Source organism: Kluyvera sp., assembly GCF_965301105.1.
The window spans coordinates 1-16,791 of sequence record NZ_CBDKZX010000082.1 but is presented as its reverse complement, the minus strand read 5'-3'; the positions used below and the strand labels follow the sequence as shown (position 1 = coordinate 16,791).

Annotated in this window: 20 protein-coding genes; 10 read left to right on the top strand and 10 right to left on the bottom strand. The window is 57.2% G+C overall.

The window, feature by feature from the left end; all coding sequences use genetic code 11:
* Positions 1–512 precede the first annotated feature (512 nt).
* On the bottom strand, positions 513–1,292 hold the full coding sequence (locus ACW14G_RS19325; RefSeq protein WP_455648731.1) for an NAD(P)H-dependent oxidoreductase: 780 nt from the start codon (positions 1,290–1,292) through the stop codon (positions 513–515).
* 87 nt (positions 1,293–1,379) lie between these two features.
* Here ACW14G_RS19325 and ACW14G_RS19320 point away from each other — a divergent pair, with 87 nt between their 5' ends.
* Entirely contained in the window at positions 1,380–2,288 is a 909-nt protein-coding gene (locus tag ACW14G_RS19320) for a LysR family transcriptional regulator (protein ID WP_419057770.1), read from the top strand.
* Entirely contained in the window at positions 2,282–2,698 is a 417-nt protein-coding gene (gene fosA / locus ACW14G_RS19315) for a FosA3/FosA4 family fosfomycin resistance glutathione transferase (protein WP_163447938.1), read from the top strand. Before ACW14G_RS19320 ends, fosA begins: the two co-directional genes overlap by 7 nt.
* 4 nt (positions 2,699–2,702) lie before the next feature.
* Here fosA and ACW14G_RS19310 read toward each other — a convergent pair whose 3' ends face one another.
* The 5 genes from ACW14G_RS19310 to ACW14G_RS19290 form a co-directional block, all read right to left on the bottom strand.
* Complete coding sequence (locus tag ACW14G_RS19310) at positions 2,703–3,221, bottom strand: FidL-like protein (protein WP_014839979.1); 519 nt, start codon at positions 3,219–3,221, stop codon at positions 2,703–2,705.
* The gene (locus ACW14G_RS19305; RefSeq protein WP_249022025.1) at positions 3,221–4,009 is read right to left on the bottom strand and encodes a winged helix-turn-helix domain-containing protein; all 789 of its coding nucleotides are present in this window, start codon (positions 4,007–4,009) and stop codon (positions 3,221–3,223) included. The genes ACW14G_RS19310 and ACW14G_RS19305 overlap by 1 nt, the downstream gene beginning before the upstream one ends.
* A 19-nt stretch (positions 4,010–4,028) precedes the next feature.
* A complete protein-coding gene (locus ACW14G_RS19300) occupies positions 4,029–4,607 on the bottom strand; it encodes a TetR/AcrR family transcriptional regulator (RefSeq protein WP_064548968.1) in 579 nt (192 codons plus the stop codon).
* Positions 4,608–4,797: 190 nt separating this feature from the next.
* A complete protein-coding gene (locus tag ACW14G_RS19295; RefSeq protein ID WP_053390144.1) occupies positions 4,798–5,049 on the bottom strand; it encodes a hypothetical protein in 252 nt (83 codons plus the stop codon).
* A gap of 4 nt (positions 5,050–5,053) precedes the next feature.
* The gene (locus tag ACW14G_RS19290) at positions 5,054–5,464 is read right to left on the bottom strand and encodes a Spy/CpxP family protein refolding chaperone (protein WP_053390145.1); all 411 of its coding nucleotides are present in this window, start codon (positions 5,462–5,464) and stop codon (positions 5,054–5,056) included.
* A 428-nt stretch (positions 5,465–5,892) separates the two neighbouring features.
* Here ACW14G_RS19290 and ACW14G_RS19285 point away from each other — a divergent pair, with 428 nt between their 5' ends.
* The 4 genes from ACW14G_RS19285 to ACW14G_RS19270 are packed head-to-tail and all read left to right on the top strand — an operon-like array spanning position 5,893 to position 8,995.
* Positions 5,893–6,720, top strand: a complete 828-nt coding sequence (locus tag ACW14G_RS19285) for an ABC transporter substrate-binding protein (protein ID WP_053390146.1) — start codon at positions 5,893–5,895, stop codon at positions 6,718–6,720.
* Between the two features lies 1 nt (position 6,721).
* A complete protein-coding gene (locus ACW14G_RS19280) occupies positions 6,722–7,540 on the top strand; it encodes an amino acid ABC transporter ATP-binding protein (protein WP_053390147.1) in 819 nt (272 codons plus the stop codon).
* Positions 7,540–8,322, top strand: coding sequence for an amino acid ABC transporter permease (locus ACW14G_RS19275; RefSeq protein WP_249023336.1), 783 nt, complete (start codon positions 7,540–7,542; stop codon positions 8,320–8,322). The genes ACW14G_RS19280 and ACW14G_RS19275 overlap by 1 nt, the downstream gene beginning before the upstream one ends.
* Positions 8,312–8,995 (top strand): amino acid ABC transporter permease, encoded by a 684-nt coding sequence (locus ACW14G_RS19270; protein ID WP_053390149.1) that lies wholly within the window; start codon positions 8,312–8,314, stop codon positions 8,993–8,995. Before ACW14G_RS19275 ends, ACW14G_RS19270 begins: the two co-directional genes overlap by 11 nt.
* Positions 8,996–9,057: 62 nt before the next feature.
* On the opposite strand, the gene ACW14G_RS19265 is transcribed toward ACW14G_RS19270, so the two are convergent.
* Positions 9,058–9,285: a YccJ family protein gene (locus tag ACW14G_RS19265; RefSeq protein WP_053390150.1), complete on the bottom strand. Its 228-nt coding sequence runs from the start codon at positions 9,283–9,285 to the stop codon at positions 9,058–9,060.
* 16 nt (positions 9,286–9,301) lie between these two features.
* Positions 9,302–9,907 (bottom strand): NAD(P)H:quinone oxidoreductase, encoded by a 606-nt coding sequence (wrbA, locus tag ACW14G_RS19260; RefSeq protein ID WP_053390151.1) that lies wholly within the window; start codon positions 9,905–9,907, stop codon positions 9,302–9,304.
* A 285-nt stretch (positions 9,908–10,192) separates the two neighbouring features.
* Here wrbA and ACW14G_RS19255 point away from each other — a divergent pair, with 285 nt between their 5' ends.
* The 3 genes from ACW14G_RS19255 to rutR all read left to right on the top strand — a co-directional run bounded on the left by ACW14G_RS19255 (position 10,193) and on the right by rutR (position 11,677).
* Positions 10,193–10,495, top strand: coding sequence for a hypothetical protein (locus ACW14G_RS19255; RefSeq protein ID WP_163447944.1), 303 nt, complete (start codon positions 10,193–10,195; stop codon positions 10,493–10,495).
* Positions 10,496–10,744: 249 nt separating this feature from the next.
* Positions 10,745–10,921, top strand: coding sequence for a con-10 family general stress protein (locus tag ACW14G_RS19250; protein WP_053390153.1), 177 nt, complete (start codon positions 10,745–10,747; stop codon positions 10,919–10,921).
* 117 nt (positions 10,922–11,038) lie between these two features.
* Complete coding sequence (gene rutR / locus ACW14G_RS19245) at positions 11,039–11,677, top strand: HTH-type transcriptional regulator RutR (protein WP_053390154.1); 639 nt, start codon at positions 11,039–11,041, stop codon at positions 11,675–11,677.
* Here rutR and ACW14G_RS19240 read toward each other — a convergent pair.
* A complete protein-coding gene (locus tag ACW14G_RS19240) occupies positions 11,674–12,069 on the bottom strand; it encodes a lysozyme inhibitor LprI family protein (protein ID WP_249022024.1) in 396 nt (131 codons plus the stop codon). The two genes, rutR and ACW14G_RS19240, sit on opposite strands and share 4 nt — an antisense overlap.
* Before the next feature lie 197 nt (positions 12,070–12,266).
* Between ACW14G_RS19240 and ACW14G_RS19235 the strand changes: the two genes are divergently transcribed.
* Complete coding sequence (locus tag ACW14G_RS19235) at positions 12,267–13,607, top strand: MATE family efflux transporter (protein WP_223802308.1); 1,341 nt, start codon at positions 12,267–12,269, stop codon at positions 13,605–13,607.
* A gap of 38 nt (positions 13,608–13,645) precedes the next feature.
* Here the strand turns inward: ACW14G_RS19235 and putA are convergent.
* Positions 13,646–16,791 (bottom strand): trifunctional transcriptional regulator/proline dehydrogenase/L-glutamate gamma-semialdehyde dehydrogenase (gene putA, locus ACW14G_RS19230; protein ID WP_455648730.1); only part of this gene is annotated, 3,146 nt, incomplete at its 5' end.

Genomic DNA, 16,791 nt, shown 5'->3' with positions numbered 1-16,791 from the left:
GCTTCAATGCAGGCCACCAGACCTTTGGTTTCGATAAGCCCCAATGCATCACCCATGGCTCTCTCCTCAGAACAGGTTGTGATTTAAGGAAAACCGGCCGTGTCACGGCGTTAACCCACGGCTGCGGCGTTCGAATGTCACTATAGGGGGGGAGAATCTGGATGGAACTTAAATCCGATAGATGTAATTATTTAGGATATAACTCTGCTATTTAGTCTTATCAGGCTGTGTATTTATGTCTTTATGCTGTGGGGTCGGTACTGATTTGGTCTTCAATAAGGCGATTTTTAGCCCGCTTTTTCCGGGGGGATGAAATGTTATTGGATTGCTAAATGATTTCAAAAAAGGGGTAACATAGCGCGGGGATTAGTGTGGCGAGGCGCAGGTTTTATCGCGCAGGCTAAATGCAAAAAGTGCGCTTTCCCAGGTGGCAAAAAGAGGGGGAAAGCGCGATGCGCGGCAGATCACACTATTGTGCCGGGTAATAACGGCATTTCTGCCAGCTGGCTGGATTAGCGCTGTTGGTGAATAGCCAGACCTTCTTCGCCTGGCGCCAGTTCAGGGCGCAGGATCAGGCTCGGAATGAGGTAGTCACCGTGGTTCTGGCGGCGGAAAGGAATCGGAGGTGTCTGCGCCAGCGTATCCAGGCGCCGAGCGAGCGTCGCACAATGGGCGGTAAACTGTTCTGGCGTAGTCTTGTCCGTGCGGTAGAACACCACCGGCGGCAGCACTGTAAAACCGGGGTAGAACAACATTCCGTGCTGGATCGGAAAGAGGATATCATCGATATGGCCGTTGATCCCACGCGGTGCATAGTGCTCGGCCCAGCCGCCGGCGGTCACAATGAGCATGGCGCGCTTGCCTGCCAGCATACCTTCACCGTAGCGATCGCCCCAGTGACTTTCGCTATGCTCACCGACGCCGTAGGCAAAACCATAAGCGTAAACCCGGTCAATCCAGCCTTTCATCAGCGCCGGCATAGAAAACCACCACAAGGGGAACTGGAAAATGACCGTATCCGCCCAGCGCAGCTTCTGCTGTTCGCGAACAATATCCGCGTGCTGTGAGTTTTGTTCATAGGCGTGCTTTGAATCCAGCGTTGCACGGAACACTTCGCCTATCGGCGCGTCGGCGAAGTCCTCAGCATCCAACCCTGCCTTCCAGCGCATAGCGTAAAGATCGGAAACCTCGACGTGGTGGCCTGCGCGTTGCAAATGCGCAACGGTAAAATCTTTTAATCCGCCGTTCAGAGAGCGAGGCTCGGGATGGGCATAAACCAGCAAAATCTTCATAGTGTTTACCTCTCAATGTTAGAGAGATGCAGAGTAGGCGAGGAAGAGGTATAGTAGAAATTAATTAACAAAATAACAGGTATAGTTATTATTAATATCCATCAGTTGGACCTGAACCTGCTGCGTACGCTTGACGTACTGCTTAGCGAGCATAATGTTACACGTGCGGCGCAGCGGCTGAACCTGTCGCAGCCTGCGGTGAGCGTGCAGCTGGCGCGTCTGCGGGAATTTTTCGCCGACCCGCTGCTGCTGCCTGGGCCACGCGGCATGCAGCCTACCGCGCGCGCTGAATCACTACGCCTACCTTTGCGTGAGGCGCTGGCGGCGCTGGAGCAGGCGGTGATCCCCGAACGGACCTTTGACCCCGCTTCGGCGGCACGCACCTGGCGGGTCGCGGCAACCGACTACATAGCCTCGGTCATTTTATTGCCCGTACTCTCCGTGTTGCGTCGGGAGTCGCCGGCCAGTCGATTAGCCGTTTTTGAACTGCAGCCGTCTCGTCTCGTGCAGCAAGCCGATCGCGATGATATAGATCTCTTCTTTCATACCCAGGACGCCGCACCGCCGGGCCTGCGTCAACGTTTGCTGTTCCGGGAACGCTACGTACTGGCAGGCCGAGTCGGACACCCGGCGCTAAATGCGGAGCTGACTCTCTCGGACTTTTGTCAGTTGGATCATGCGATTATCTCGCCAGACGGCGGGGGTTTTAGCGCCGCCACCGATGCGGCGTTAGCCAATCAGGGTTTGTCCCGGCGAGTGGTGCTGTCGGTTCCCCATTTCCTGTTTATGCTGGAGACGCTGCGCAATAGCGACGTCGTCGCAGTGTTACCGGAACGGCTGGTGTCCGGAGCCGATGGATTGACTCAGGTTGTGCCGCCGTTGTCAGTCGCCGGGTTTGATATGCTGATGCTATGGCATGAGCGCAATCACCGGGATCCCGCGCACCGCTGGTTACGACAGCAGATGGTTAATTCACTGGAGAGCAAGTTATGCTGAGTGGTCTGAATCATTTGACGCTGGCGGTCAGCGATCTGGCGTCAAGCCTGGCATTTTATCAGCAGTTACCTGGAATGCGTCTGCACGCCAGCTGGGATAGCGGAGCCTATCTCTCCTGTGGGGCGCTGTGGCTGTGCTTGTCGCTGGATGAGCAGCGGCGTAAAACGCCCCCTCAGGAAAGCGACTATACCCACTACGCCTTCAGCGTGGCGGAAGAAGACTTTGCCGGGGTGGTGGCTCTGCTGGCGCAGGCGGGGGCTGAGGTATGGAAAGATAACCGCAGTGAAGGGGCGTCTTACTATTTTCTCGACCCTGACGGCCATAAGCTGGAGCTGCATGTGGGGAATCTGGCGCAGCGGCTGGCCGCCTGTCGCGAACGCCCCTACAAGGGGATGGTCTTTTTTGATTGACGGGTTAGTTCAGCTTACTGCCGGATTTCAACGTGCAGATCCACAGCGGTGAATTGATAGAGCTGAGCAAGATAGCCTTTTCGTTGAGCTTCTGAGCGTTGAGAAACAGCCCGTCGTGGCTGTCGGACATCTCGCGCATAAAGTAGTCGAAAATCACGTTCGGCGATTCATCAATCGAGGAGGCGCTCGATTCCCACTGATTGATGCGGTAATGACGCTCGGTGGCCGAGATGCGTTTGCTGCTGTAGGTAAACTTCACGTAGCGTTGCAGGTAGAGCCAGCCGGCGGCGGAGTCGGTGTAACCTTCGACCACCATCGAGCCTTTACCCTGCGCACCGAAATTGAAGTGAATATTGCCGTTAACGTTCTCTTTGTCCATGTTCTCAAAGCGCATGATGCCCTTAGTGGAACAGCTCATGACACCCGCGTTGTCGGCAGGCAGCAGCCGCCAGGCGCTAAACGCGGCGGCGGCAATAAATACCAGAACGCAGAGGGCAAAGAACGGACGCGGCGCGAGTCTCATTACGGCTTCCAGGAGTAGTAAAAGTAGTTATCGCAATAGCTGAACGGGTTATCTTCATGCATGGCGCAGTGGGCAAGGAACACGCGCCCCAGCCCGTTGGTTTCGAGCCGGTCGCCGTAGAAGAAAAGAAAACGTTCACCGGGTTTACAGGCAATATTCAGCCGCTGGCGCACCTCATCGAAGTTTTTGCCGTAGGACTCTTCGCTGACCGAACGTCGCATTTCATCGCTGGCCAGCAGTTCGCACTTGCTATGGCTGAGACGGGTCAGCGCGATAGGCTGAGATTCGCTGATGCCGACCAGACTGAAGGCAACCAGAAGCAGGGCAATGGTGAGCAAGCAGGCGCCGGCCATGTACCAGCACATCCCGCGGGCATGTGCGGAGCGCGGTGCGTCTGGCGTTGTCGCAACGGGCGGCGGTTCGGCAGGCGTCTGTTGTGGTGAAACCGGCGGCGCGTCGTCCAGCGCTTCGATAATGACCTCGGGATTAAGCTGCAAATAGCCGCGCGAGACGGTGACGATGATGTTATCGACGCCGTAATGGCGAAAGGTCTTCCGCAGCATGCTGAGATACTGGTTCAGATTGCTGTTGGATGAGGTTAATCCATTGTCATCCCAGACTTTTTTCAGAACATCTTCCCGGCTGACAATCTCGGTATGGCGCAGAAAATAGTTAAACAGGGCGCTGGCGGTGAGGGATAGCTGGCTGTCCGGTTCATCGCTTTGCGGCAGCGTCAGGGTACCGTCGGTGGCGTCGTAGATAAAACGGGCATTGATGTTGTAGCGCATCGCGGCCTCAGTCTGTGCTTCACGCGGGAAGCGTCATTTTATTCAGGGAGTCAACCAGCGCGCGACGGTGGTCGGCGCTCATGGTGATCCCTTCCGTCAACTCCGAAAGCCAGATGCCGTCAGCGGCGTAGCGCACCAGCGTGCCGGTTGGGCTGTTATCCAGCTCATCGCCCTGCGCCAGTTTTTCCAGCATCCAGTCGCGCCAGCATTTGCGCAGCACCGGTTCATCGGGCATCGCCAGCGACAAAACCATAAGCTGGCGGCTTTCATGGGTGTCCGTGAGATCCGCCAGATAGTTCAGATAGGCGCGGGTAAACCGGCCGTAGCTCACGCCATCCTGTTGCATCAGGGCGGTAATCGCTTCTTCCATGATCGCCAGCAGACGCGCGAACAGGGCGAATATCAGCGCCTGCTTGTTCGGGAAATGGTGGATAAGACCGCCTTTACTGACACCTGCCTCGCGGGCAACGGCGTTCAGCGACAGGGCGGCAATGCCATCCCGACCAGCAATCATTGCCGCGGATTCCAGCAATTGTTGGTGCAGACGGACCGGATCTTTCTTGCGGTGTTGGGCTTCCATATTCATGGCCCGAATCATACCGACCAGACGGTATGATTATTTTTGACGACGATCAAGGCGTACGGGATGTCAGTAGATTGAATGTGGTTAATGCGTGAGAGGTCACAATTCGTAGTATGAATCAGGCAGTTATCACCCAGGGGGCGTTTTGGCAAAAAAAACGCGGTGAGGGGGCTCACCGCGTTCGAGCGTTTGTGACAATAACGACTTACTTCTGCGCGGCGCTTTTGGCCTTCGCTTTGGCGTTGTCACAGGCGGTCTGGTTTTTCGCACAGGCGTCTTTCGCGGCTTTCGCCTCTTTCTGTGCGTTAGCTTTCGCCGTGCTTTTGGCCTGAGCGCACTGCGTAGGGTTGTCCTGGCAGGCGGTTTTCGCTTTGCTGACAGCCTGACCGTTAGCCGCCGTTGCTGCGCCGCAAATCAACATAGCGCATGCTCCCAGCATCAGAGTGATTTTTTTCATGGACTTACTCCGCTGCCGCCTGGGCCAGATCGTTCTGTACCTGCTTACGCTGCTCTGCGGTCAGCACCTGGCTTAAGTCGAAGTAGTATTTCACTTTGTAGTAGCGTACCTGCTGGTCAACTTTGCTGAATGCCGCCAGCTGCTGCTTCACGCCCGCTTCGTTCCATTTACCGGACTGAATCATATCGATGATCATGCCGTCTTTAACATCTTTCATGGAGATAGACTGAACGTTTTTCTCCAGCTGCTGGTGCAGTGTTTTGATTTTAGAAACCTGAGCATCGGTCAGCTTCAGGTGCTGAACAATCGGGTCCTGAGCTGGAGCCGGGGCGGCTGCGACATCAGCGGCCTGAGCGGTGAAGGTTGCGCCAGCGAGCGTTGCGACCAGTAAAGCCGTGCGGGTAAATTTTTTCATTGTAGTCATCCATAAAGCATTTGAATTGACGCCGAAGCATCAGACGGGGGAGTCCCCATTTATTGTCGGGCTAATAATAGGTTGCCTGATGCTGACGATGCTTGCGGATTGTTGTGTCTGTTGGTAACGATGGGAAACAATGACTCTGTGAAATCATCCTTTTTTACGTATTAAGAGCGTCTTAATCTTTCGCGCTCTCCCTGCTATTTCAGCAGCAAACCCGGTGTCTGTGGAAATGCGAAATATCGCTAAGCATTTGCGGTTTTTGTCGCAGTTAAGCCATGCTAATCAATTTTTTACCTTTATATAACAATCACTTTCGTTAAAGGATATTTCGTTATAAGCCATAGCGAATCGTTATTTGTGCCGATGAAGACGGTGTGGGAGCGTAAAAAGACAATACAAAAACAGGGGTATCCAGAAAGATTATGGCAAAGACAAAACAGACAGTAGCACAGCTCGCGATCGTGACCGGCCTGGTGGCGGCCAGCTTCACGACCTTTACCGCTCAGGCGGATCAGCTGGCGGATATTAAGGCGAAAGGGGTGGTGAAAGTCGCCACCTTTGACGCGAACCCGCCGTTTGGCTCGGTGGATGCCAAAACCCATGAACTGGTGGGCTACGACGTTGATTTCGCCAAAGCGCTGGCGAAATCGCTGGGTGTGAAGCTGGAGCTGGTGGCGACCAACCCGGCCAACCGTATTCCGCTGTTGCAGTCTGGCAAAGCGGATCTGATCGTGGCCGATATCACCATCACGCCGGAGCGCGCGCAGGTGATCGATTTCTCCACGCCGTACTTCGTCACCGGTCAGCAGTTCCTGGTGCCAGCGAGCAGCGGCGATAAGCTCGACGATTACAGCAAATCGCGTATTGGCGCGGTGAAAGGCACCACCGGCGAGCAGACGCTGCACCAGCGCTTCCCGCAGGCGCGCGTGCTTTCCTATGATGATATCCCGCTGGCGCTGACCGCGCTGCGCAACGGCAACGTGCAGGCGATTACCCAGGACAGCACCATTCTGGCGGGCCTGCTGGGCGAAGCGCCGGATAAAGCGAAATTCAAAATCCTGCCGGATCTGCTGAGTAAAGAAGAGATCGGCGTGGGCGTGAAAAAAGGGGAGCCGGCGCTGTTGAAGGCGGTGAACGATGAGCTGGTGGCGCTGGAGAAATCCGGCGAGGCAGCCAAAATTTATGATGTCTGGTTTGGTCCTTCCACGAAAGCGCCGCAGCCGCGTTCCTTTACCATAGAAGCAAAATAATATGTTGTCGGCTTTACTCTCTCGTTCCGCGGCGAAGGCCGCGGATTTTTCACATCTGCAGAACGCCAGCGTGGAGTTCCGTCAGGTGGTGAAGGAATACGGCAGTCATCGCGTGCTGAACGGCATCGATTTGACGATTAATCCCGGCGAAGTGGTGGCGATCCTTGGGCCTTCCGGCTCGGGAAAGTCGACGCTGATTCGCCTCATCAACCAGCTTGAAAGCCTGAGCGGCGGCGAGATTCTGGTGGACGGCAAAGCCACCCGCCAGCTCAACGGCCGGGCGCTGCGCCAGCTGCGTAGCCGGATTGGCTTTGTCTTTCAGCAGTTCAATCTCTATGCCCACCTGACGGCGGCGCAAAACATTATGCTGGCGCTGGAGTCGGTTCACGGCTGGACGCGCAGCGATGCGCATCAGCGGGCGCTGGCGCTATTACAGCAGGTGGGGCTGGCGGAAAAAGCGGACGCTATGCCTTCGCAATTGTCGGGCGGGCAGCAGCAGCGGGTGGCGATTGCCCGGGCGCTGGCTTCGTCGCCGCAGATTATTCTGTTTGATGAACCGACCTCGGCGCTGGATCCGGAAATGATTGGCGAAGTGCTGCACGTGATGCAGTCGCTGGCCCACAGCGGTATCACCATGATCGTGGTGACGCACGAAATGCAGTTTGCCCGCGAAATCGCCGACAGAGTGGTGTTTATCGACGGCGGCGACGTGCTGGAAGTGGCGCCGCCAGCGGCGTTTTTCGCCCGGCCACAGCATCCTCGTGCGGTACGTTTTCTACAGAAGGTGCTGGATCCGCTGCATCAGGAGCGGACGGCGTGATGAGCAATTTCGACTGGCACGGGGTGCTCAGCGGGCAGCCTCTGCAATGGATTATTTCGGGCTTTCTCACCACGCTGTGGGTTTCCCTTGCGGGAATTGTGCTGGCAAGCGTACTGGCGACGCTGTTTTTGCTGCTGCGGCTGGCGGGTGGTCGGCTCGGGCAGGGTATTACCGGCTGCTGGGTGTCGCTGTTTCGTAATACGCCGCTGCTGGTACAGCTGCTGTTCTGGTACTTCGCGGCCTGGAACTTTCTGCCGCAGGGGATACGTGATTTTGTTAACGATCCGCATGACTGGTCGATTCTGCCCGGCGAGGTCTGGTGGTTGACGCCGGAATTTCTCTGCTCGGCATGGGGGCTTGGCGTTTTTACCTCGGCGTTTCTGATTGAGGAGGTGGCGGCGGGGTTGCAAAGCGTGCCGAACGGGCAGCGGGAAGCGGCGCTGGCGCAGGGCTTTTCTACCGCCGGGTTGCTGCGCCACATCCTGTTGCCGCAGGGGCTGGCGAATGCCTGGCAGCCGGTGGTCGGCCAGTATCTTAACCTGATGAAGCTCTCGTCGCTGGCCAGCGGTATTGGGTTTGCCGAGCTGACCTATCAGGTGCGGCAGATAGAGAGCTACAACGCGCATGCGCTGGAAGCCTTTGCCGTGGGCACCGTGCTGTACCTGTTTACCGGCGTCGTGCTGGGGCTGCTATTGAGCCGCTTGGGGCCAAAGCCAGTAGGGCAGGCGAAGCGGCGACGTCAGGTTAGGGATGTGCAGGGAGGAATTCAGCATGAACGCTAATCTGGCGGTCATTGTCGATAACCTCGACTATCTGCTGTGGGGGCGACTGGCGGACGGCGAACCGGGCGGCGTCGCGCTGACCCTGATGATGGCGCTGGGGGCGGGCGCATTAGCGCTGCCGGGTGGCGTGTTGCTGGCCTGTGCGGCATGGCGATTCCCCGGCATCACGCGGCGTTTACTGTACCTGTGGGCGGAGATTATTCGCGGTATTCCGCTGATATTCGTTATCTTTTGGCTGTGGTACCTGTTGCCAATGCTGACCGGCAGCGATTTACCCGGCGCGGTCACGGTGACCTTAGCGCTAGCCTGGTTTACCGCGGCGTCGGTGATGCACTCGGTGCTGGCAGGGCTGCAGGCGTTGCCGAAGGGGCAGTATGAAGCGGCACTCACTCAGGGATTTAGCGCCGGACAGAGTCTGCGGTTAATTCTGTTGCCGCAAACGCTGCGCAACGTGCTGCCGTCGCTGGTGGGGATTTTCATCAGCCTGCTGAAGGACACCTCGCTGGCGTTTATCGTCAACGTCCCGGAGCTGACGACCGTAGCCGGGCAGGTGAATAACCGCGTACAAATCTACCCGACGGCCATTTTTGTCTTTATTGGCGTGGTCTACTATCTGCTCTGTTTTGGGCTGGAAAGGGTGGCGAAGCGCTGGCAGCGTCGAGTGACGGTATAAAAAAACAGCCCGGCGTCGCGTGATGCTCAGCCGGGCTGGGATGTTATTTGGTCAGGTCCGAATTAAACGTTCTTACGTTCAATGGTTTGCTCGCCCCAGAACAGTGCATCTTTGTCTGTTTTACGGAAGGCCAGCTCAAGAACGGCATCGCTGCCTTCTTCCCAGATTTTTTCCGCGACTTTTTCGTCATACTTTGCGAGTTCAAAAATCGCTTCGGCAATTTCCGGCGAGGTATTACGCAAGCTCGCCCATTCACCAATATGATGTGCTTTGCCTTCTTGTGTGGGCATCTCTCTTCTCCCTTAATTAGCCTTTGAGTTTAACGGCCAGGCCAGCGACATATTCACCCTGATAACGGGCAATCGACAACTCTTCCTGGCTTGGCTGACGTGAGCCGTCGCCGCCGGCAATGGTTGTAGCGCCATACGGCGTGCCGCCGCGAACCTGCGAGATATCAAACAGTTCTTGCGCCGCATAACCGATCGGTACAATCACCATACCGTGGTGGGCGAGCGTAGTCCAGGTGGAGGTGATGGTTTGTTCCTGACCGCCGCCGGTGCCGGTTGAGCTAAACACGCTGGCCAGTTTGCCGTACAGCGCGCCGGACGCCCACAGGCCGCCGGTCTGATCGAGGAAGGTGCGCATTTGTCCGGCCATATTGCCGAATCGGGTTGGCGTACCAAAAATAATGGCGTCGTAATCGGCTAATTCTTGCGGCGTGGCGACCGGGACGGCCTGCGCTTTGCCGCCCGCTTTGGCGAACGCTTCTGCTTGCATGGTTTCCGGTACGCGCTTGACGACGACATCAACGCCGTCCACTTTATTTGCGCCTTCCGCGACGGCTTTAGCCATCGTCTCAATGTGTCCGTACATGGAATAATAGAGCACCAGAACACTTGCTTTTCCACTCATCTTAACTCTCCTGTGTCAAATTCGTTGGTTACGTAACAAGCTTCCTTAAGCATAGCCCGTGCTGACGGATTCGCTGCATCACGCCAGTAAATTCTCGCTTAAACAACGCGATTGCCTGTTTTTTAAACGAAGGCCGGTTCTGCGGTGCATCAAAACAGTAACTCATTAATAACTATGATAAATAATATTGGCGATTAACTATTTATTTGGTTGATTGTTATCAACAACTTTTGCGCTTCATTCCCGGAGAATATGCGCTGGTGGGTCACACACAACGGTAGGTGCATGAAGAAACAAATAGCGGCGGCTGTCATGATGGGCGCGAGCCTGCTGGCGATTTCGCTGGTATCAGCCCCGGCGATCGCGCAGGACGCGCAGATGGCCACTCAGCAAATTTATCAAGGCTTCGGCGTGACGGTCACCCGGCAGGGCGATAGGGTGACGGTGAACGGCGCGGCGGCAGAGAAGGCGGAATATAACGCCGATGCTGACGTCTATATTCAGGGGCCGTACCGGTTGGTATTTCACAAGCGCACCGGCAAAGTCCGGCTGATGAAAGACGGCAGCTATGTGGGCGTGCTGAAGTAACCTCGCGAGGTGCGGCTGACGCATAATGTCACATTTTTCTGTCGCCGATTTTCCCCCATGATAAGAGTTGATTAGGGGAAAACCCCGGCGTCAGCGGGTAAAACCTGACGGCAGATATGTCAAAATATGACCAGTTGCCGTTTCACATCCCTACGGCGACTATGCTTATCACTACCGCGTTATATCGCGGGTGATTACGCTTTTCATCTACGTAATGCACGATGTCGTTCTCTCAACTGGAGGTCAGTAATGGCAAACCATCGCGGCGGTTCAGGTAACTTCGCTGAAGACCGGGAAAGAGCATCAGAAGCAGGTCGTAAGGGGGGCCAGCATAGCGGCGGGAACTTTAAAAACGATCCCCAGCGCGCCTCAGAAGCGGGCAAAAAAGGCGGGAAAAATAGCCATGGTAGTCATCGCGGCACCTAACGGCGCATGACGTAATGGTTTCTCACCTAACCGCCGGTTTTACCGGCGGTTTCTTTTTCCGGTTGAAGCCGGCCCTCGCTAGCCGCAAAATAGGAGAAAATCACAAGGAGAGGGCGTATGGCTCTGAATGCAGTAAAGAAAAGCGGCAAACGTTCTCAGGCGGTTAGCGCCAAAAAGCAGGCTATTCTCACCGCCGCGCTGAACACCTTTTCCCAGTATGGGATCCACGGCACGCGCCTCGATCAGGTTGCCGAGCTGGCCGGGGTGTCAAAAACCAATCTGCTCTACTATTTCCCGTCAAAAGAAGCGCTGTACGTTGCTGTGATGCAGCAGATCCTCGATATCTGGCTGGCGCCGCTGCGTGCTTTTCGCGAAGATCTGGCGCCGCTGGTTGCCATTAGCGAATACATTCGTCTCAAGCTTGAAGTGTCGCGGGATTATCCGCAGGCGTCGAAGCTGTTCTGTCTGGAGATGCTGCAGGGCGCGCCGTTGGTGATGGATGAACTGACCGGCGATTTAAAAACGCTGGTGGCCGATAAATCGGCGATTATCGCGGCGTGGGTGAAGAGCGGAAAATTGGCGCCCATCGACCCGCATCATCTGATTTTTATGATTTGGGCGACCACCCAGCACTATGCCGATTTTGCCACTCAGGTGGAGGCGGTCACCGGGAAAACGCTGCGCGACGAGGCGTTCTTCCAGCAGACCGTCGAAAACGTCCAGCGGATTATCATCGACGGCATTCGCGTACGCTAGCTGGCCGGCGGCAGCGGGCAGCTCAGGTCGCCCTCTTCACATTGCAGCAGCGAGGCGAGAAAGGCTTCACGTTCGTTGGTTTTATCCGTCAGGCACTGATTGTTGACCATCGGCTGCACGCTGCCGCCGTGGCTGCTGGAGCTGATAAACGCGCAGTCCGCGTCGCGTAGGGCAATCCATGCGCTCTGGGCCTTCTTGAGTAAATCGCGCTGCGCGGGCTCGGCGCGCTTGAGCACGTCCTGCCAGGTTTGATTCAGCTTCTTATCTGCCGCCTGATATTGTTCAGCGCTGCAGCTGTTCAGCTCGGCCTGCGTGTTGGCGCTGTCGCACGCGTCTGCCAGTGCGTAACTGCTGGTGAGCAGCAGGGCGAGAGCCGATAATGCACGTTTCATTCGATAACTCCCCAAAGTATTGCTACAGAGTCCAGGCTCTGGATATAACACGATTTTACCCCGGAATCTCCTCCTACCACCGTGTGTTTTTCTGATTTTGAAAGCCAGCGCAATGTTCGGATAGACGCCTTGGGTGTAGAAGGTTGATCATCCCGCGTTGGGTGCATGTGTAGACTGAAAAAGGGAGAGCGTCAGCGATGACGGGCATGGAAAGTCAGGTTCGGCTGGGGCTGTTTACTCTGGCATGGCCAATATTTGTCGAACAGCTGCTGCGATTAATGCTCGGCTACGTCAGCGTCTTCATGTTAGGGCACTATTCGGATGAAGCTGTCGCCGCCACCGGGGTCGCTAATCAGATCCTCGCCATTTCGGTGATCTTCTACGGTTTTCTCACCGTCGGTGTACAGATCGTGGTGGCGCAGCTATTGGGCGCGAAGCGTTTTCGGCGCGTTGAGCGGGTGATTACCAACGGTTTGGTGGTGGCGTTTCTGATCGGCGTCGCGATGAGCCTGGTGTTTGTGCTGTTTGGCGATGCCTTCCTGCGGATGCTCGGGCTAAGCGATGAGCTGGTGGTGGTTGGTTCGCCGTTTATCCGCATTATCGGCGGTATTTCGGTAATTATCGCGCTGTATTCGTCAATCTTACCTATTCTGCGTACCCACGGCTTTGTGCGTCAGGCGATGCTGGTGCCGATCACCGTCAGCGTGGTAAACGTGGTATTTAACTACCTGTTTCTGTACGGCCAGCTCAGCTTTCTTGGGCTGGGCGTCACCGGCGTTGGGATCGCGGTATGCATTGCCAACGTCATCGGTATGCTGATGTCGGCGTGGATGCTGAAAAAATACATCGGCTACGTGTTTCGCTGGCAGAAGCTGCGGCAGTGCTCGCGCAAAATGCTGGGGGCGATTCTGCGTTTTGGTCTGCCGTCAGCCGGGGAGAACCTCTCCTACGCCGGGTCGCAGCTGGTGGTGACCGCCATTATCGCCTTTCTCGGCACCGAGGCGCTAACCACCAAAGTGTATGCGTCAACCATCAGCCAGTTCGTGGCGCTGTTTGCGATGTCGATAGGCCAGGCTTCGCAGATTATTATTGGCCGCGCGGTGGGGGCGAGGGAAATAGAATCCGCCTACCGGCAGGGCGTTAAAAGCTGGCGGCTGGGGCTGCTGGTGGCTTTTTCTCTCAGCCTGATTATCTTTTTGCTGGCCGAGCCGATCATGCAACTCTTTACGCCTAACCCGCAGGTTATCGCCCTGACCAAAAAGCTGTTTATGTTGTCTATTTTGCTCGAGCTTGGGCGTGCGACCAATATCATCGTGATCAGCAGCCTCAACGCCACCGGCGATGTCCGCTTCCCGTTTATTTGCGGCATTATTGTGATGTGGATTGTCAGCCTGCCGTTCTCATATCTGCTGGGTGTTTATATTGGCATGGGGCTGGTGGGGGTGTGGCTGGCCTACATTATTGATGAAGGGCTGCGGGCGATGCTGATGTATCGTCGCTGGCACAGCCGGGTGTGGACGACGAAGTCAATGTTCTAAGGTGCATAAAAAACCCGGCTTTCGCCGGGTTTGAGGGGTTAACCAATCGTCATCAGGCTGGCGTTACCGCCTGCTGCCGCGGTGTTCACGCTGAGCGAGCGTTCATGATACAGACGCTCCAGCAGCAGGTTGGTTTCTCCGCGCGCGAAGCCCTGTACCGAAACAATCGCGCCATCGCGCGCCGCAATCTGCTCGCACAGTTCGCGCAGCTGGTCGGAGTCGCCGTGGTAGATTGCCGCGTCGAAGAAGCTGTTCATCAGCGTTTCCGGTTTGGCAAAGTGCAGACGTTCAGTGACCGCTTTCGGCAGCGTTTTCGCCAGCTCGCGCTGCAACGGCGCGTCCGGCCACAGCACTTCACTACCCACCGCCATCACCGCCGCCAGTTGGGTCAGCAGATCCGATTCGTTATCCGCGACGCACAGCACGCGCTCGCGCGGCACCAGCGTCCAGGTGTTGCGTTCGCCGGTCGGCCCCGGCAGCACGCGCTGGGTTCCGGCCTGCGCCAGCTCGCCGTACTGCTTGCTCAGCGCCAGCAGTTCCGGGCGATCTGCCATCCATTCCTGCAATGCGAGCAACGGTTTTTCCAGCAGCGTTTTTAACTGACTATCGACAACCTGACCGGCATCCTGACGCGCCAGCGTGGTGGCGAGCGCCGTTTCCGGACGACTTGCCAGCAGGCGGTACAGATACATCGGGCCGCCCGCTTTCGGGCCGGTGCCGGAGAGCCCTTCGCCGCCGAACGGCTGCACGCCGACCACTGCGCCCACCATATTCCGGTTGACGTACAGGTTGCCGACTTTGGCGCTGCCGGTCACCTGGGCGATGGTTTCATCAATACGGGTATGCACGCCCAGCGTCAGGCCATAGCCGGAAGCGTTAATCTGTTCGATCAGCGTATCGAGCTGGTTACGGCTGTAGCGCACGACGTGTAGCACCGGGCCGAAGACCTCTTTTTTCAGCTCGTCGAAGCTTTCCAGCTCGATAAGCGTCGGCGGAATAAAGGTTCCGCTCTGCCATTCGCGGCTGTCTTCAGCGTTCTCACGGGCGGCCTGGAATACCGTACGTCCCTTAGCGCGCATGGCCTGAATGTGCTGCTCGATGCCCGCTTTTGCTTCAGCGTCGATAACCGGCCCAATGTCGGTGGTCAGACGGCCCGGGTTGCCCATCCGGCACTCGGCCATCGCGCCGCGCAGCATGGTCAGGGTGTGGTCCGCGACATCGTCCTGTAAGCACAGAATACGCAGCGCCGAGCAGCGCTGCCCGGCGCTGTCGAACGCCGAGGCGACCACGTCAACCACCACCTGTTCGGTGAGGGCGGAGGAGTCGACGATCATCGCGTTCATCCCGCCCGTTTCGGCGATAAGCGGCGTCGGGCGGCCCTGTGCGTCGAGGCGGGTGGCGATATTGCGTTGCAGCAGGCTGGCCACGTCGGTGGAGCCGGTGAACATCACGCCGCGTACGCGGGCATCGGCGGTCAGCTGCGCGCCGACCGTTTCACCGCGTCCCGGCAGCAGTTGGACGACGCCAGCCGGCACGCCGGCTTCCAGCAGCAGCGCGATACCCTGCGCGGCAATCAGCGGCGTTTGCTCGGCGGGTTTCGCCAGCACGCTGTTACCCGCGGCCAGCGCGGCGGCAACCTGGCCCATAAAGATGGCCAGCGGGAAGTTCCACGGGCTGATGCAGACTACCGGGCCTAACGGACGGTGGGTTTCATTATCAAAATCGTCACGCACCTGACCGGCATAGTAGTGCAGGAAGTCCACGGCCTCGCGCACTTCAGCGATGGCGTTGCTGAAGGTTTTTCCGGCTTCACGCACCAGGATACCCATCAACGGCTGCATCTGATCTTCCATCAGCACGGCGGCGCGTTCCAGAATGGCGGCGCGCTCCTGCGGCGGCGTCGCGAACCAGATTGGCGCGTTGTTGACCGCGCTTTCCAGCGCCTGTTCCACTTCCTGCTCGCTGGCTTCACGTACGTAACCGACAATGTCTTTCGGTTCCGCCGGGTTAATTACCGGCGTCATATCCCCATCGGCAACCGGGTGCTCCAGCATCGGTTTGGCCGTCCACTTGTGCAGCGCACTGTTGAGCAGCGAGGAGGAGAGCGACGCCAGGCGATGTTCGTTGGCGATATCCAGACCGGCCGAGTTAATGCGGCCTTTACCGTAGAGATCGCGCGGTAGCGGGATTTTCGGATGCGGCAGACCGGGTGTACCTTCCTGCAGCGCCATTTTCTCCACGGCCAGCACCGGGTCGGCGACCAGTTCGTCCAGCGGCAGGTTGTGGTCGGCGATGCGGTTAACGAAGGAGGTATTGGCGCCGTTTTCCAGCAGACGGCGGACCAGATAGGCCAGCAGCGTTTCGTGCGTGCCGACCGGCGCGTAAATACGGCACGGACGGTTCAGCTTGCCATCAGCCACTTTACCCACCACCTGTTCGTACAGCGGTTCGCCCATACCGTGCAGGCACTGGAACTCGTACTGACCAGGATAATAGTTATTGCCGGCAAGCTGATAAATCGCCGCCAGAGTGTGGGCGTTATGGGTGGCAAACTGCGGGTAGATCAGGTTCGGTACGCCGAGCAGCTTTTTGGCGCAGGCCAGATAGGAGACGTCGGTGTAAACCTTGCGGGTGTAAACCGGGTAGCCTTCAAGGCCGTCCATCTGCGCGCGTTTGATTTCGCTATCCCAGTAGGCGCCTTTTACCAGACGGATCATCAGGCGGCGACGGCTGCGGGTGGCGAGGTCTATCAGATAATCAATAACGAACGGGCAGCGCTTCTGGTAAGCCTGGATAACGAAGCCAATGCCGTTCCAGCCCGCCAGCTCCGGTTCGAAGCACAGTTTTTCCAGCAGATCGAGGGAGATCTCCAGACGATCGGCCTCTTCGGCGTCGATATTAATGCCGATATCGTACTGACGGGCCAGCAGCGTCAGCGACTTCAGGCGCGGGTAGAGTTCATCCATCACGCGGTCATACTGCGCGCGGCTGTAGCGAGGATGCAGGGCGGAGAGCTTGATGGAAATCCCCGGGCCTTCATAGATGCCGCGACCGTTAGAGGCTTTGCCAATGGCATGAATCGCCTGCTGATAAGAGACCATATAGGCCTGTGCATCGGCGGCGGTCAGCGCGGCTTCGCCGAGCATATCGTAGGAGTAGCGGAAGCCTTTCTCTTCCAGCTTGC

Coding starts and splice junctions, on each gene's coding strand:
- ACW14G_RS19325 (WP_455648731.1), bottom strand. CDS start 1,292: ATGAAGATTTTGCTGGTTTATGCCCATCCCGAGCCTCGCTCTCTGAAC.
- fosA (WP_163447938.1), top strand. CDS start 2,282: ATGCTGAGTGGTCTGAATCATTTGACGCTGGCGGTCAGCGATCTGGCG.
- ACW14G_RS19310 (WP_014839979.1), bottom strand. CDS start 3,221: ATGAGACTCGCGCCGCGTCCGTTCTTTGCCCTCTGCGTTCTGGTATTT.
- ACW14G_RS19305 (WP_249022025.1), bottom strand. CDS start 4,009: ATGCGCTACAACATCAATGCCCGTTTTATCTACGACGCCACCGACGGT.
- ACW14G_RS19300 (WP_064548968.1), bottom strand. CDS start 4,607: ATGATTCGGGCCATGAATATGGAAGCCCAACACCGCAAGAAAGATCCG.
- ACW14G_RS19295 (WP_053390144.1), bottom strand. CDS start 5,049: ATGAAAAAAATCACTCTGATGCTGGGAGCATGCGCTATGTTGATTTGC.
- ACW14G_RS19290 (WP_053390145.1), bottom strand. CDS start 5,464: ATGAAAAAATTTACCCGCACGGCTTTACTGGTCGCAACGCTCGCTGGC.
- ACW14G_RS19285 (WP_053390146.1), top strand. CDS start 5,893: ATGGCAAAGACAAAACAGACAGTAGCACAGCTCGCGATCGTGACCGGC.
- ACW14G_RS19280 (WP_053390147.1), top strand. CDS start 6,722: ATGTTGTCGGCTTTACTCTCTCGTTCCGCGGCGAAGGCCGCGGATTTT.
- ACW14G_RS19275 (WP_249023336.1), top strand. CDS start 7,540: ATGAGCAATTTCGACTGGCACGGGGTGCTCAGCGGGCAGCCTCTGCAA.
- ACW14G_RS19270 (WP_053390149.1), top strand. CDS start 8,312: ATGAACGCTAATCTGGCGGTCATTGTCGATAACCTCGACTATCTGCTG.
- ACW14G_RS19265 (WP_053390150.1), bottom strand. CDS start 9,285: ATGCCCACACAAGAAGGCAAAGCACATCATATTGGTGAATGGGCGAGC.
- wrbA (WP_053390151.1), bottom strand. CDS start 9,907: ATGAGTGGAAAAGCAAGTGTTCTGGTGCTCTATTATTCCATGTACGGA.
- ACW14G_RS19255 (WP_163447944.1), top strand. CDS start 10,193: ATGAAGAAACAAATAGCGGCGGCTGTCATGATGGGCGCGAGCCTGCTG.
- ACW14G_RS19250 (WP_053390153.1), top strand. CDS start 10,745: ATGGCAAACCATCGCGGCGGTTCAGGTAACTTCGCTGAAGACCGGGAA.
- rutR (WP_053390154.1), top strand. CDS start 11,039: ATGGCTCTGAATGCAGTAAAGAAAAGCGGCAAACGTTCTCAGGCGGTT.
- ACW14G_RS19240 (WP_249022024.1), bottom strand. CDS start 12,069: ATGAAACGTGCATTATCGGCTCTCGCCCTGCTGCTCACCAGCAGTTAC.
- ACW14G_RS19235 (WP_223802308.1), top strand. CDS start 12,267: ATGACGGGCATGGAAAGTCAGGTTCGGCTGGGGCTGTTTACTCTGGCA.